Below are 15,997 nucleotides of genomic sequence, written 5' to 3' on the forward strand. Positions count from 1 at the left end.
TTATGGCAAATCTAATAATTGGTGATATCCATGGTTGTTATGATGAATTTATGCGCTTACTTGAAAAAGCAGGTTTTTCATCATCGGATACGTTATGGTTAACTGGTGATTTAGTTGCTAGAGGTCCTAAATCATTGGAAGTTATTAGATTTGTTAAACAATATAGTGAAAAAATTAGATTAGTGTTAGGTAATCATGATTTACATCTATTATCAATCTATGCCAATGTTACCCCTCCTAAGAAGAAGGATAACCTTGATGAATTAATTCATGCACATGATTTTGATGAATTAATGAACTGGTTACGTAAACAACCACTAGTCCAAATAGATGAAAAATTAAAACTTATTATGACTCATGCAGGCGTCTCGCCACAATGGGATATGGAAACATTAAAAAAATGTGCCCATGATCTAAATGTTATTTTAAGCAGTGATTCCTATCCACTTTTTCTTGACAAAATGTATGGTAATTTTCCCGATGAGTGGTCAATGGATCTACAAGGATTAGATCGACTACGATTTATTGCCAATGCATTAACGCGAATGCGTTATTGCTACGAAGATGGCCGACTCGATTTTTATTACAAAAATCAACCCGATCAAGTTCCCTCAAAGCTTAAACCTTGGTTTGCTCTGCCAAGAAAAATCCCCTCAGATTATAGTATAGCTTTTGGTCATTGGGCAGCACTGAATGGAAAAGGCACGCCTGAAAATATTTACGCGCTTGATACAGGATGTTGTTGGGGTGGCAAATTAACTTGTTTACGATTTGAAGACAAAAAATACTTCAAAAAGAGAAATATAGAAACTAATTAAATTAGAAAAAGGCTATTTTATTATGTCTGCACTATCTGTTATAAAATCAATCTGGAAAATTATCAACATAATCAGAGAAATCTTTCTCAATCTCGTTTTCTTAATTATTATTCTATTGATTTTTAGTGGTATCGCATTAATAAAAGAAGCAAACAAACAAGATGTCATTCCTCAATCTGGTACATTAATTATGAATCTAGAGGGTGTCGTCGTTGACAACTCACTTTATAGTGATGAAATTTATGAAATACAAGATAAGATTTATGGCAAAAGAGTAAACCTATCTCGTGAAAATAGCTTATTTGATTTAGTGCAAAAGATATCTCAAGCCACATCAGATCCTAATATAAAAAGTATGGTATTAAAATTAGACAATTTTGTCGGCGCAGATATGAGTTCTTTACAATATATTGGAAAATATTTAACGAAATTTAAAGCAGCCAATAAACCTATTTATGCCATCGGCTCAAACTTTAACCAAAGCCAATATTATTTAGCCAGTTATGCTAATAAAATCTACTTAACGCCATTAGGGGCTGTAAATGTATTTGGGTTATCAGCCAATAATTTATATTACAAAACATTATTAAATAATTTAAAGGTAAATACTCATGTTTTCCGTGTCGGTACTTATAAATCAGCTATTGAGCCGTTCATTCGAGACAATATGTCGGAAGAAGCTAGAAGCAATACATCTCGATGGTTAAATCTAATGTGGAATAACTACCTTAGTGACATCTCAGAAGAACGGAAAAAGGCCCCCTCACAATTAGTACCATTACCCGAAAACATGCTATCAGAATTAAAAGCAGCTAATGGCAACATGGCACAATACGCGTTAGCAAATGGTTTGATTGATGCAATAGCAACTAATCAAGAATTCGAACTAGAAATCAATATAAAAAATAGAGTAAATATTTATGATTACCAGCTGAAAGAAAATACTAAACCAGCAACTGAAGAACCCAAAATAGCTGTTGTTTTTGTCAATGGAACAATTACCAACGGAGAAAATAGCAGCAATGTCGCCGGAAGCCAAGATATTGTTGAGCAATTAAGAAACATTCGTAAAAATTTAAATAAAAATAATATACAAGCAGTTATACTTAGAGTAAATAGCCCAGGAGGAAGTGTTGATGCTTCAGAAGCGATTCGCAATGAATTAGAAGCTTTACGCAGTTACCAAATTCCGGTGGTTGTCTCCATGGGCGGTATGGCTGCTTCAGGTGGTTATTGGATATCAACTGCATCTGACTATATTGTTGCTAGCCCAAATACTATTACCGGCTCCATTGGTATCTTCGGTATGGTACCAACCTTTGAAAACTCACTTTCTCATATCGGGGTCTATAATGATGGAGTATCAACATCACCATTAGCAAATAGAGGCATAACTCAGAATCTATCAAGTGAAATGAGCCAATTTATTCAAATGAATATTGATCATGGTTATCACACTTTTATCTCTTTAGTAGCAAAAGCACGAAATATGACTACCGAACAAGTAGATAATATAGCCCAAGGTCAAGTGTGGCTGGGTTCAGAAGGAAGTAAAAACGGTTTAGTTGATAAATTAGGTGATTTTGATGATGCAATTGAAATGGCAGCCACATTAGCTAATATTTCAGATTACCAAATAGATTGGCAAAAACAAGAAGGTAATTGGATCAATGCTTTATATTCAGATATGATTGCAATGATGCCAAAATCAACAGCAGAAATATTGTTCGAACAACTACCAGAAATAAAACAGATCAAGCAACAAGTTTCGTTCTGGGACAAGTTCCAAGATGGACAAAATCGTTATATTTACTGCATAAACTGTGCTGATATAAAATAATTCAAATAATCCACCATTAAGGTGGATTATTATTTATTCTTATTGTTCTGTTTGGAAAAAATAACGCATATTATTCATTGCAGCATGGATGAGATTATAATTAGGAGTTTCATTTACTTCATTATTATAAGCATCGAAATAATGACTAATACCAAGACGATTAACAAAATAAATGTTGTCTTTAGTCCGTACAGCATAAGAACTATAATTTGACATTAGTAACCAGTCTCGATCTTTTATTGGGCTAAACAAATCATAACCTGTCGAATAATCACTAATATCATTTTTTACATGTAAATAATTCCGCATTATTGTTGGTACTACATCTTCATGACTAGTAAATTTATTTATGTTATCGCTCATGTGTTGAAGATCTTTTGCCCCAACAATAATAAAAGGAACTTTAGTTTGTGCATCAGTATAGTTACCATTATGCCCCCAAAAACCTAGTTTATTGTCATTCATTTCTTGTGAATGGTCACCGGTTATAATAATCAAGGTATTATCTAATGAACCAGACTGTTTGAGTTCATCATAGACTTTTTGCAACAAATAATCATCATAATAGACACTCTGTTTATATCGATTAAAAATTGGGACAGGATCAGTATCGTTACTTAATGTCATGTAATTAAGTTCACCGACAGGTTGGAATTTTATGTCAAAGTTATTAGGAAAATCATAAGCATGTGGAGCATCAAAAAATAAGAATGAAAAACTCGGTTTAGATTGATCTCTAGTTTTATACCAATTTAGCCAATCCTCCGTTAACTGTTTATCTCGACTAGATGCCTTACCATCTCTACTACTAATTCTTAAATTTTTGATAGTCAAAAACGCCGTACGATCAAATTCAGGGGCGGTAACTTTGGCTGAAGTAAATATACCAATATTATAATTTTCTTTTTGCAAAGTGGTTATAAATAACGATGGGATTCGGTTTCTTAAAAAAGCATCCCAATACGTGCCGGGAATACCATAAAAAAGACCAAAAATACCGGTTCGAGTAGCATTACCAGTTGAGTAATGATTATTAAAAATTATGCTATCATTCTGTTTAACAAAACGATAAGTGTTGGGGGAAATATCTGGACTAAAAGAATCATAACGCCAAGAATCTAACACAATAAACATAATGTTAGGTGTTGCTTGATTATCTGGATTAATCATAAGATCTTTTTTAGGGTAATAGATACTTGCATGCTGATTATCCATTTCAATAAGCACTTTACGTTGCCCTGATTTATCAAAATATCCCATTATCTTTTTTGAGGTAAATGGACGATATAAAGGAATATATTCTTTGACAACCATAATCGGAGAATAGGCGTAATAAAAAGCAATCATATGTATCAAATGACTGATAACCAAGCAACTAACAAGAAAAACTGTCGGTATAATTAATATGTTAGGTCGAATAGTTTTATGATTAAATTTCTTATCAAGTAGATAAAGGACTAAATATTCCGTTGCAAAACAAACGAATATTAATAAAGATATTAATAAATAAGTCATAGCTGAAAAATCTACAACCTGACCAGAAAACACCATTGATAATACCGATTCACTGATATGAAATCGATATTGTTGAAAGACAATAGTATCTATATATAAAACAATTTGCAATAAACTGAATATAAGTGCCAAGCAGATATTAGTTATTTTTTTATTTATCCAAAGGATAGGAATAGATAAAACAAAAATTAATAAATAAGCTGAAAAAAAATGACCTAAAACTGCAATAAATGCAAAAAGGCTTCCATCCCAAGTAAACGAAGAACCAGGTACCCAAAAATATCGGATTGCTATTATTGACGAAATTGAAATATTTACTAACAAGAACAAATAAAGTTTTTTCATAGAAATCCATTAGGTAAAAGACTGAAATTTTTTTAATAATAATGCTTTTTTTATTTTGATTTATTGCTTTCCGAAAAATTTTTAACAAAAAAACAATAAAAGTATAGAAATTAATATAAAATTGACAAAAGGGCTCGTTATAGAATCTTCTTATAATATTATGAATGGTTAGCTTCGTTCAGTAAATACTCGCGTTAACTAACATGATAAATAAATTAATAAACTCACAATATAGTGCTAATGCATCTAATATCACCTAACGCCTAAGCATATTTTGATCTTCTTACATAAATTAACACTCAATTATTTAAGTTTTTGCGTATTATAAGCTGTTAATCCGGCAAAAACGAATACGCCAATATAGGTGACCGCCCACATTAAAGGTTCGCTTTGCAAAAATAGATTAACTAGAGAGGCGATAACAATACCAATTAATCCCATGAATAATAAGCTACAAAACCAGATAAATCTCGTTTAGTCGTATAGCCATAAAATGCTAACACACTCAATATTCAAACAGTGATAAAAAGAAGACACTGTCAATTGAAAACGACGTATAATATTTAAAATATATAGAAAAGTTAAACCATTTATCACTAAATAAAATAGTTGCTGCAGCACCAGATAAACGATTAATCATTTCTGAAATAACAAAGTCTAATCGAAATTCGGCAATCAAGAGCTTCCACATTACTCGTGATAACAGTGTAAGATACTCATAATTAGTTGATGCGAACCAAGCAACAAAAACAGTTAAAAGTAAGGCAACAGCCATCCATACATTTGACTCATATATGTTTGTATACGGCTAACAGTTTATTCTTTAACTGAACCGTTAGGAGTATAAATTGACATATCTTAATTACTATAAAAGTAACATAATACCTTATTATATATTAAATAAAGATTAATACCATTTCTTCAAGGCATTTACATCAGATTGCTTTGCTTCTACCCAATTTTCACCACTAGTAGTTTGTTCTTTCTTCCAAAATGGCGCTTCATTTTTTAATACATCCATAATAAATTCAGTTGCGGCAAAAGCATCTCTGCGATGTGCCGAACTAACACCAACAAAAACAATACTCTCATTAGCATTAATTTTGCCCACACGATGAACTAATGCAACTCGATTAATTGACCATCTATCTCTGGCTTGATGAATAATGTTGCTCAATACTTTTTCCGTCATTTGAGGATAATGTTCCAATGTTAAACTAATCACTTGATTTTCTAAACTACGCACTTTCCCCATAAAAGTGACTACAGCTCCATCTTGAGGTAATTCATAGAGCCATATTATTAATGAATTTATGTCAATATCTGATTGGTTAATTTCAATAATATTCATATTATTACCCACCTGTTACTGGTGGAAAAAATGCAATTTCATCACCACATCGAATAATATGATGATAATCAACTAATGCTTGATTTACCGCACATAATACGGTTTTTTCTTTTAAAGCTAATGACCATTTGTCACCACGTAAACTAAGCTGCTCTAAAAGTTGAGCTATAGACATTTGATCTACCATTAATTCCAAAGATTCAACGCCTAACAACTCTCTAATTTGTGCAAAAAAATAAATTTTATTCATACTTTCATTGTTCTATTTTGTTTAAGTTATATTCGCCTGATTTACCACCAACTTTATTTAATAATCTAACTTGATTGATAATTATATCTTTCTGACTAGCTTTGCACATATCATATATCGTTAATGCAGCGACAGAAGCAGCAACTAATGCTTCCATTTCCACACCAGTTTGACCTGTTACCTTACAGATTGATTCAATTCTTACACTATGATTTTCAAATAGAGGTTCAATATTAACCTCTATTTTACTAAGTAGTAATGGATGACAAAGTGGTATTAACTCCCAAGTCCGTTTCCCAGCTTGAATTCCTGCAATTCGAGCTGTCGCAAACACATCACCTTTATGATGTTTTCCTTCAATAATCATATTAAATGTTTCTGCATTCATTAATACTATTGATTCTGCCCTAGCCTCTCGATGGGTTATCTGTTTTTCTGAAACATCAACCATATGAGCATCACCACGTTGATTAATATGTGAAAATGACGCTGACATTTTTAAACACCCTTAAACATTATATTTTAATTTGTCACTCAAGATAACAAATTTTGTTTATCGATACTACTAGCGTATACATAAAGTTTTGAATATTTAATTTTGAAATAATTAATTAATCTGCGTAATTTTTGCGAGTTAAATAAAATCTGCGTACAATAGCAATTTTTATAACTGTAATAGTGATTGTTAATGCTGATTGCCCATGTAGCCTTACCAGTGCCTCTCTATCAACTGTTTGATTACACACTTACTACGCAAGCTGGAATTGGTATGCGGGTTAAAGTGCCATTTGGTAAACGAGAGATGATTGGAATCATCGTTAAGATTGATCTGCAAACAACTTTTGATATCGAAAATTTAAAACCTATTATAGAAATTATTGATACAAAAAACCTCTTTCCTCAACCAGTCTGGCAATTATTAAATTGGGCAACCAGTTATTATCACTTCCCAATTGGTGAAGTAATATTTCATGCTATGCCAATCCTATTAAGGCAAGGTCGACCAGCCATCAAAGATGGCATAAAACATTGGCAATTAACACCAAAAGGGCAACAAATTGATTTAAACCTACTATCACGAACACCAAAACAGAAATTATTAGTATCTTCACTCAGAAACAACTGTTTGAATGAAAGTGAATTTAATTCTAATATCTATCAAGAATTACAGAAAAAACAGCTTATTGAGCTTGTTTATCGTCAACCTGATAAAATTTGTTGGCAGACAAATTATTCAACCAACAAAGCACCTATCCAATTAAATCATGAACAATTAAATGCAATCACAACGATTAATAAACAAAACAAACAATTTGGTGTATTTTTGCTTGATGGTATAACAGGTTCTGGTAAGACGGAAGTTTATCTAAATATCATTTCTGATGTTTTAGCGCAAGGGAAACAAGCTTTAGTATTAGTACCTGAAATTGGTTTAACTCCACAAACTATCAAACGTTTTAAACAACGTTTTAATGCCCCAATTGATATTTTACATTCAGGCCTTACTGATAAGGAACGTTTTGAAGTTTGGTTAAGAAGTAAAGCTGGTGACAATGCTATCGTCGTCGGTACACGATCAGCACTTTTTACTCCATTTCAAGATTTAGGTATCATTATTATTGATGAAGAACATGATAGTTCCTACAAACAGCAAGAAGGCTGGCGTTACAATGCCAGAGATTTAGCAATTATCCGAGCTAAAATTGAAAATATACCTATAGTTTTAGGTTCGGCGACCCCTTCTCTTGAAACCATTAATAATGCCCAAAGCCATAAGTATCAGCAAATTAAGCTTACACAACGGGCTGGCAATGCAAGATTAGCCAAACAATCTATTTTAGATATTCGTGGCATGGCTCTGGCTTCTGGACTTTCCCAGCCATTAATTGCCCAGATAAAAGAACATTTAGATAATAATAATCAAGTTATGTTGTTTCTTAATCGTAGGGGATTTGCGCCATTAATCATTTGTCATGATTGCGGTTGGATTGCCGAGTGCCCACGCTGTGATCGACCTTATACCTTTCATAAAAAACAAAATAGACTAATTTGTCATTATTGTGATACACCTAGAGACATTCCCCAACAATGTCCTAAATGTGGTTCAACGCAATTATTACCTATTGGATTTGGAACAGAACAACTAGAAAAACAACTCAATATATTATTTCCGAATGTAAAAATCACTCGTATTGATCGCGATACAATAACCAAAAAAGAGGCATTAAACACTTATTTACATGACATCCAAGAAGGCGGTGCTCATATTTTAGTTGGTACGCAAATTCTGGCTAAAGGACATCATTTTCCCGATGTTACATTAGTTGGAATAGTGGATGTTGATGGAGCTCTATTTTCAAGTGATTTTAGAGCCACAGAAAGATTTGCACAAATATATACCCAGGTGTCAGGACGAGCTGGTCGGGAAGCAAAAGCTGGTGAGGTTATTCTACAAACCTATCATCCAGAACATCCATTATTGAATATATTACTAACTCAAGGTTATCAAGCATTTGCCAAACAAACCTTACAAGAACGCAAGCAAACATTATTACCTCCATTTAGCTATCAAGTGTTAATTCGTGCCGCTGATCGTAATAACCAGCAAGCACCAAAATTTTTACAGCGTATTCATGATTGGCTAAAAGCGAATTATGATCAAAATTTATGGCAACTTGGCCCTATGCCTGCAAGCCAACCGAAAAAAGCGGGATATAATCGTTGGCAATTACTCTTGCAACATAGCAACCGACAATTATTACAGCAAATATTAGATAATCTTCTTATGAATATCACTCAGTGGAACGAAGCATCAAAAGTAAGATGGAATATTGATGTTGATCCAATTGATAATTAAATAACTCTTCCAACAGGCAATTTGTTGGAAGAGACTAAATTTATAATGTAATTTTTCCTATATTTTTATCAAGTGTTGCTTGACCAATACCTGAAACCTCTTTTAACTGCTCTATAGAAATAAAAGGACCAAATTTTTCTCGATATTCAATAATCTTCTGAGCTTTACTCATACCAATACCAACTAACTCTTTAGTTAATTCTTCAGCTGTTGCCGTGTTGATATTAACTTGAGCAACTTGTTTTTCTACCGCTGTAGTAGTTTCTGATTTTGATTCTGCAAAACAGATAGTTGGAAAAAAGATGCTTGAGAATAAAAAACATAATATTGTAAAAATTTTCATTTGATTAACTCCAAAATAATTATGCAACTAAACTTGCAAGTTAACTATCTCACTAAGTTAATAAAATGAATTTTACTTATAATAGAAATGCGAAAAGCCACCTAAGTGGCTTTGCTTTAATTACAGCTAATAGAAATTTATTTCGATCTCAATCACATATTAGCATCAGGCATTATTTCAATTTTTGATTTAGAACGAATATCATCGCGAAGATAATAATAAGTATCAGCAGCAAATAATGGTAATAATTCTGATGAAATATCTTGATACTCAGTTGGAGTATTTACTTTAGTTAATGCAACAATATAAGCGGTATTGTTTTCTAATAGTTTTGCTCCATAAACCATAGATTTAACACCTTTAATCGGTTGCTCTAAATTAAATACCATATCGACAACTTGTTTATCTAAATCGGTTGAGTCTCTATTTAACTCATACCTTTGACTTAATCTAATTTTATCTGATTTGCCAGTAGTATTTAATTCAGCTAATAGGTTTTCAACATTAGATTTAAAACGATTATCAGATATATCTTTAGTTAATTGTTGTTTAATGGCATCTTTAACTTCATCAAATGGCGCTATTCCTTCAGCACGATTATCAATAACTTGAATAACAAAATCATAACTACCTTGTTTTCTTTCAATTGGAATTAAATCAGATATTTTATGAGTTAACTGACCATCAGTTATCATTTCTTCACTAAAGACTAAATCGCTTATTTCAGGATGATTCATGATTGAAAAAGGATCTTGATAAGTTGTCCAATCAGTCGTATTTACAGTCAGTCCTGTTTTTTCAGCTAACTCCTCAATAGTTTTAGGTGATTCGCTTAATGCAATTTTAATTTTATCTTCAATTGCATTAAATTCATTTTGTATTTTTTGATTAGCTATGCTTGCTTCAATTCTGTCTCTTACCAAATTAAAATCCATACTTTTGGCTGGCTGCTCACCATCTAACTTAATTATTGCATATCCATCATCAGTTGGTATTGGCATTGAAATTTGGTTAACTTTCTTTAGTTTTGCTTTTTTAAATAGTTCAGGTAAAGAACTATCTTCAGCAAACCAGCCTAATGCGCCATTCTTACCATACGGTGAAATATCGTTATTTAAATTGATAGATTGTGCTATTTGTTCAAAATTAGCACCTGCAGCCAATTCTTTAGTTATTTTATAAGCTTGTGCTTTATCTGTTACAAAAATGACACTGAACGCTTTTTGAGCAGGATAACTATATTCATGAATGTTTTTATTGTATTCAGCTTTAACTTCATCTTCATTGACTTTAACTGAATTCGCAATAAGGTCTTTTGAATTGTAAATATATTTAATTTTTACACGTTCTTTCTTATGAAAATCATTTTGATGTTCATTATAATATTTTTGTTCATCCGCTTCAGAAATATTTATATCTTTATTATCATCAATTGATGAATCAATTACCGTCGCATAAACATTTCTCGTTTGATTTTTTAATAATCCAATTTCGGAATCAGATGGCAGAACAAAACTTGATTGAACTAAAGCATCCATAACTTGTTGTTGTTGTAATGACGTTTTTAAGATTTCAGCATAACTATCAGGAGTGAAACCATTTTTAGCCAGTAAATCTAAATAGTTCTGATTATCAAATTTACCGTCTATAAAGAAAACTCTTTGTTGTTTAATATAGTTTTTTATACTTTCGTTACTAATAGCGGTATTAATTTTGTCCGCGAACTGATAAGCTAAATAATTATCTATTTGCTGAGCTAAAATATTTCGACGCAACATTTTGATAAGAGAAGCATCACCGGAAGTGTTTTCAATCGCCTGTTTAGCTTGCTCTTCAAATCCTGCTCGGCTGATACCTTCACCATCAACTTTAGCAATGTATAACTGCTCATCATTGGCGCTATTACCACTACCACCAAAACCAAAAAATCCAACGCCGGTAAAAATAAAACATAAAATAATGATTGCAAAGATTATTTTAACAACAACACTGTTTGCTGCTGTTCTAATTGTTTCCATCATAACTGGCTATTCTCCATACACCTGAATTTGAATTTCGCAAGTATAGCATATTTGCTAAAATAGGCTATTATTCAATTAAAAGTCGATAAAAAAAGTCAACACACGGTTGACTTTTTATTCATCTCACTTCAGAAATTTAGCAAACACATTTATACTTTTTTAGTAGTTCTACTAGATTTCGCGCTAGCTTTTTTGCTTTTCGCTTTTCCTGTTACAGGTTCAATACCAAATGGATTATTTTGTAAGGCGATAGTTAATACTTCATCAATCCATTTTACTGGTTTAATCTCAATTTCAGATTTCACATTATCTGGGATATCTTCAAGATCTTTAACGTTATCAATAGGAATCAATGCTGTTTTAATACCACCTCTATGAGCGGCTAATAACTTTTCTTTTAATCCACCAATTGGTAATACTTCACCTCGTAAAGTTATTTCACCGGTCATCGCGACATCAGAACGAACTGGATTACCGGTTAAAGTTGATACCAACGAGGTACACATCGCAATACCTGCACTTGGACCATCTTTAGGCGTAGCTCCATCAGGAACATGCACATGTATATCACGTTTTTCATAAAAATCGTTATTGATACCAAGTTTTTCTGCTCGCGAACGAACAACAGTCAGTGCAGTTTGAATCGATTCTTGCATTACATCACCAAGAGAGCCGGTATAAGTTAATTTCCCCTTCCCGACAACACTTACCGATTCAATTGTCAATAAATCGCCACCGACTTCCGTCCATGCTAAACCAGTAACTTGACCGATTCGATTTTCACTTTCTGATTTGCCATAATCAAAACGTTGTACACCCAAAAAGTCTTTTAGATTATCTTGATTAATATTCACTTTATGTAATTTACTATTTAAAGCCAGTTGTTTAACCACTTTACGGCAAATTTTAGCTATTTCTCTTTCTAAACTTCTCACTCCAGCTTCACGAGTATAATAGCGAATGATACCGATAATAGCGGAGTCATCAATATCAATTTCTTTGGCTTTTAAACCGCTGTTAGCAATCTGTTTAGAGATTAAATGTTGCTTAGCTATATTTAATTTTTCATCTTCCGTATAACCAGACAGTCGGATGACTTCCATTCTATCAAGTAATGGGGCTGGGATATTCATGGAATTAGCCGTTGCCACAAACATTACGTCAGATAAATCATAGTCTACTTCTAAATAATGATCATTAAATGCATTATTTTGTTCTGGATCAAGTACTTCAAGCAATGCAGAAGCTGGATCACCTCGCATATCAGAAGCCATTTTGTCAATTTCATCTAACAAAAATAGGGGATTTTTAACCCCAACTTTAACCATCCGTTGGATTAATTTACCCGGCATGGATCCGATATAAGTTCTTCTATGACCACGAATTTCTGCTTCATCACGAACACCGCCTAATGCCATACGCACATATTGTCGTCCAGTTGCTTTCGCAATAGATTGGCCTAATGACGTTTTACCGACACCCGGAGGACCTACTAAGCATAAAATTGGACCTTTTACTTTATTAACACGCCCTTGTACGGCTAAATATTCCAATATTCGATCTTTTACACGCTCAAGCCCATAATGATCTTTATCTAATACCTTTTGTGCTGCTTGGATATCTTTTTTTACTTTACTACGTTTATGCCAAGGTAACTGTAACATCCAATCGATATAACCTCGAACCACAGTTGCTTCAGCCGACATAGCTGGCATCATTTTAAGTTTATTTAGTTCGGATAGCGTTTTTTCCTTGGCCTCTTGAGGCATTTTTGCCTTAGAAATTTTTAAGTTTAACTCTTCAAATTCATCAGGTTTATTATCTATATCACCTAACTCTTTATGGATTGCTTTAATTTGCTCATTCAGATAATACTCTTTTTGAGCCTTTTCCATTTGTTGCTTGACTCGTTGACGAATATTTTTTTCTACTTGTAACAAATCGATTTCAGCTTCCATTAATGAAATAAGTAATTCAAAACGTTTTTCTAAATCCGCCGTAACCAAAATATCTTGTTTTTGTTCAACTTTTATAAACAAGGTTGCGGCAATGGAATCAGCAAGTTGTGATGGTTCTTTTATAAGATGAATAGAATCAACAACTTCTTGTGTTACTTTTTTATTAAGTTTGGCATAATCATCAAAGTTTGACAGTAGTACCCTTGTCATTGCTTGATTGATCTTATCTGTTTTCTTCGACTCTTTTAAGGGTTTGATATTGGCTATTAAAAAATCATCTTCTTTTCGTTCAACAATATCAACAATTTTAGCTCGAGTAACCCCTTCAACCAGTACTTTCACTGTACCATCTGGTAATTGAAGTAACTGTAATACATTAGCTACGGTACCTACTTCATATAAATCTTCAACATTTGGTTCATCTTGGGAAGGATGCTTTTGCGTAACAAGGAAAACTTGCTTATCCATTTCCATTGCACTTTCTAAGCAACGAATTGATTTATTTCGACCAACAAAGAGAGGAATCACCATATGAGGAAATACAACAACATCACGTAATGGTAAAATAGGCATAATCATTTGTTTAGTTTGTTTTGTCTTCATTTTATTCTCTCGGTAGTACAAACTTATCTGTCTTATATTGGGGCCATTTAAAGATATTCAAGCTTTTCCTTTGACGTTTTAAATACGTAAGCACTATCAAAGCACCTACGTATTTTAGGCTGCTGAACATTAACTGTAACTTATCTGCTTAAAAAATTTATTAGTTTACCTATTAAGCAGACAATTCTGCATTTTCACTATAAATTAATTTAGGTGATTGCAACTGATCAACCGTTTCTTTATCAACAAGTACTTTTTTTACATTATCCATTGATGGTAAATCATACATTGTATCTAACAATATATTTTCCACAATTGAACGTAATCCTCTAGCACCTGTTTTACGTTTCATAGCTTTAATGGCAATTGCCTCTAAAGCCTCTTTCGTGAATTCTAGTTCTACACCATCTAATTCAAATAATGCATTAAACTGTTTAGTTAAGGCATTTTTAGGCTCTGTCAATATATTAATTAAAGCATCTTTATCTAGTTCCGATAAAGTGCCAATGACAGGTAGTCTACCAATAAATTCTGGAATTAAACCGAATTTGACCAAATCTTCTGCCTCAATCTGAGCTAGTAATTCAGACTCTGTTGCTTTATTTTTGCTACTTTTTACATCTGCACCAAAACCAATACCAGTATTAGTAGAAACTCGATTTTCAATAACTTTATCTAAGCCACTAAACGCACCACCACAAATAAAAAGAATCTTCGAGGTATCAACTTGTAAAAATTCTTGTTGCGGATGCTTACGTCCACCTTTAGGAGGAACCGATGCCACTGTACCTTCAATTATTTTTAATAATGCTTGTTGTACCCCTTCACCTGATACATCTCGTGTGATAGATGGATTATCTGATTTTCTTGAGATTTTATCTATTTCATCAACATAGATAATTCCTCGTTGGGCCTTTTCTACATCATAATCACAACTTTGCAATAATTTTTGAATAATATTTTCAACATCTTCGCCAACATAACCTGCTTCGGTTAAAGTTGTTGCGTCCGCCATTGCAAAAGGAACATCTAAAAAGCGCGCTAATGTTTCAGCTAATAGTGTTTTACCACTACCAGTTGGACCGATTAATAAAATATTACTTTTACCTAACTCTACATCACTACGAATAGAATAACTACGCAAGCGTTTATAATGATTATAAACAGCCACAGATAATACTTTCTTTGCTCGTTCTTGACCAATGACATATTCATTAAGATGATCACGTATTTCATGAGGAGTTGGCAATGGTTTACTTATGAATTCTTCATGAGATAGAAAATTTTTACTCTCTTCTTTTAAAATATCATTACACAAACCAATACATTCATTACAAATATAAATAGATGATGGCCCAGCAATTAGTTTACGGACTTCATGCTCACTTTTTCCACAAAAAGTACAATAGAGTAATTTTTCTGAGTTTTCTTTATCCACTTTTACCACCTATTTAATATTTAAGAACGCTTATTGTATATGGCATCAACTAATCCATATTCAACCGCTCTTTCAGCTGACATGAAATTATCTCGATCTGTATCTTTTTCAATCACACTTATATCCTGCCCTGTATGCATTGACAAGATATTATTTAATCGACTTTTAACTTGCAAAATTTCTTGAGCATGAATTTGAATATCGGATGCTTGACCTTGAAAACCACCCAAAGGTTGATGAATCATAACACGAGCATTCGGTAGACAGTAACGTTTACCTTTAGTTCCAGCTGTCAAAAGTAGAGAGCCCATTGAGCATGCTTGTCCTAAACAGATAGTACTAACATCTGGTTTAATAAACTGCATCGTGTCATATATAGCCATACCAGCAGTTACAACTCCACCAGGAGAGTTAATATATAAATGAATATCTTTTTCAGGATTTTCTGCTTCAAGAAAAAGCATTTGAGCTATTATTAGATTCGCCATATTATCTTCGACTTGTCCAGTCAAAAATATAATTCTTTCTTTTAATAGTCGTGAGTAAATGTCATAAGCCCTTTCTCCTCGAGAGCTTTGCTCAACAACCATTGGAATCACACTCATGCATGGTTCTAAAGGCATTTTCATCTCCTAATTAAACAAAATAGCCCAAACAG

12 protein-coding genes and 1 pseudogene are annotated in these 15,997 nt (G+C 32.8%); 3 read left to right on the forward strand and 10 right to left on the reverse strand.

The window, feature by feature from the left end; all coding sequences use genetic code 11:
* The first annotated feature begins 2 nt into the window (after positions 1-2).
* Both apaH and sppA read left to right on the forward strand, forming a co-directional pair.
* Positions 3-818: a bis(5'-nucleosyl)-tetraphosphatase (symmetrical) ApaH gene (gene apaH, locus H3T54_RS03780; protein ID WP_198220988.1), complete on the forward strand. Its 816-nt coding sequence runs from the start codon at positions 3-5 to the stop codon at positions 816-818.
* A gap of 22 nt (positions 819-840) precedes the next feature.
* A complete protein-coding gene (gene sppA, locus H3T54_RS03785; protein ID WP_198220990.1) occupies positions 841-2,658 on the forward strand; it encodes a signal peptide peptidase SppA in 1,818 nt (605 codons plus the stop codon).
* A gap of 39 nt (positions 2,659-2,697) precedes the next feature.
* Here the strand turns inward: sppA and H3T54_RS03790 are convergent, their stop codons facing one another.
* From H3T54_RS03790 to moaC, 5 genes and pseudogenes are all read right to left on the reverse strand, one after another.
* A complete protein-coding gene (locus tag H3T54_RS03790) occupies positions 2,698-4,518 on the reverse strand; it encodes a sulfatase-like hydrolase/transferase (protein ID WP_198220992.1) in 1,821 nt (606 codons plus the stop codon).
* A gap of 178 nt (positions 4,519-4,696) precedes the next feature.
* Positions 4,697-5,310 (reverse strand): annotated as a pseudogene (locus H3T54_RS12045) (Bax inhibitor-1/YccA family protein).
* Between the two features lie 115 nt (positions 5,311-5,425).
* Positions 5,426-5,869, reverse strand: coding sequence for a molybdopterin synthase catalytic subunit MoaE (moaE, locus tag H3T54_RS03800; RefSeq protein ID WP_198220994.1), 444 nt, complete (start codon positions 5,867-5,869; stop codon positions 5,426-5,428).
* A 4-nt stretch (positions 5,870-5,873) separates the two neighbouring features.
* Positions 5,874-6,119, reverse strand: coding sequence for a molybdopterin synthase sulfur carrier subunit (gene moaD / locus H3T54_RS03805; protein WP_198220996.1), 246 nt, complete (start codon positions 6,117-6,119; stop codon positions 5,874-5,876).
* Between the two features lie 4 nt (positions 6,120-6,123).
* Positions 6,124-6,615 carry a cyclic pyranopterin monophosphate synthase MoaC gene (gene moaC, locus H3T54_RS03810; protein ID WP_198220998.1) on the reverse strand — a complete coding sequence of 164 codons (492 nt, stop codon included), beginning with the start codon at positions 6,613-6,615 and terminating at the stop codon, positions 6,124-6,126.
* Between the two features lie 192 nt (positions 6,616-6,807).
* On the opposite strand from moaC, the gene priA reads away from it, so the two are divergent.
* Positions 6,808-8,976 carry a primosomal protein N' gene (gene priA, locus H3T54_RS03815; RefSeq protein WP_198221000.1) on the forward strand — a complete coding sequence of 723 codons (2,169 nt, stop codon included), beginning with the start codon at positions 6,808-6,810 and terminating at the stop codon, positions 8,974-8,976.
* 40 nt (positions 8,977-9,016) lie between these two features.
* Here the strand turns inward: priA and H3T54_RS03820 are convergent, their stop codons facing one another.
* The 5 genes from H3T54_RS03820 to clpP form a co-directional block, all read right to left on the reverse strand.
* On the reverse strand, positions 9,017-9,319 hold the full coding sequence (locus tag H3T54_RS03820; protein ID WP_110447133.1) for a ComEA family DNA-binding protein: 303 nt from the start codon (positions 9,317-9,319) through the stop codon (positions 9,017-9,019).
* Between the two features lie 152 nt (positions 9,320-9,471).
* Positions 9,472-11,340 carry a SurA N-terminal domain-containing protein gene (locus H3T54_RS03825; protein ID WP_198221003.1) on the reverse strand — a complete coding sequence of 623 codons (1,869 nt, stop codon included), beginning with the start codon at positions 11,338-11,340 and terminating at the stop codon, positions 9,472-9,474.
* A 149-nt stretch (positions 11,341-11,489) separates the two neighbouring features.
* Positions 11,490-13,901, reverse strand: a complete 2,412-nt coding sequence (gene lon / locus H3T54_RS03830) for an endopeptidase La (protein WP_198221005.1) — start codon at positions 13,899-13,901, stop codon at positions 11,490-11,492.
* 172 nt (positions 13,902-14,073) lie between these two features.
* The gene (gene clpX / locus H3T54_RS03835; protein WP_198221007.1) at positions 14,074-15,339 is read right to left on the reverse strand and encodes an ATP-dependent protease ATP-binding subunit ClpX; all 1,266 of its coding nucleotides are present in this window, start codon (positions 15,337-15,339) and stop codon (positions 14,074-14,076) included.
* A gap of 20 nt (positions 15,340-15,359) precedes the next feature.
* Positions 15,360-15,962, reverse strand: a complete 603-nt coding sequence (gene clpP / locus H3T54_RS03840; RefSeq protein WP_294882269.1) for an ATP-dependent Clp endopeptidase proteolytic subunit ClpP — start codon at positions 15,960-15,962, stop codon at positions 15,360-15,362.
* Positions 15,963-15,997: the final 35 nt, after the last annotated feature.

This window comes from Gilliamella sp. B14384G10, assembly GCF_016101685.1.
Classification (GTDB): Bacteria; Pseudomonadota; Gammaproteobacteria; order Enterobacterales; family Orbaceae; genus Gilliamella; species Gilliamella apis_A.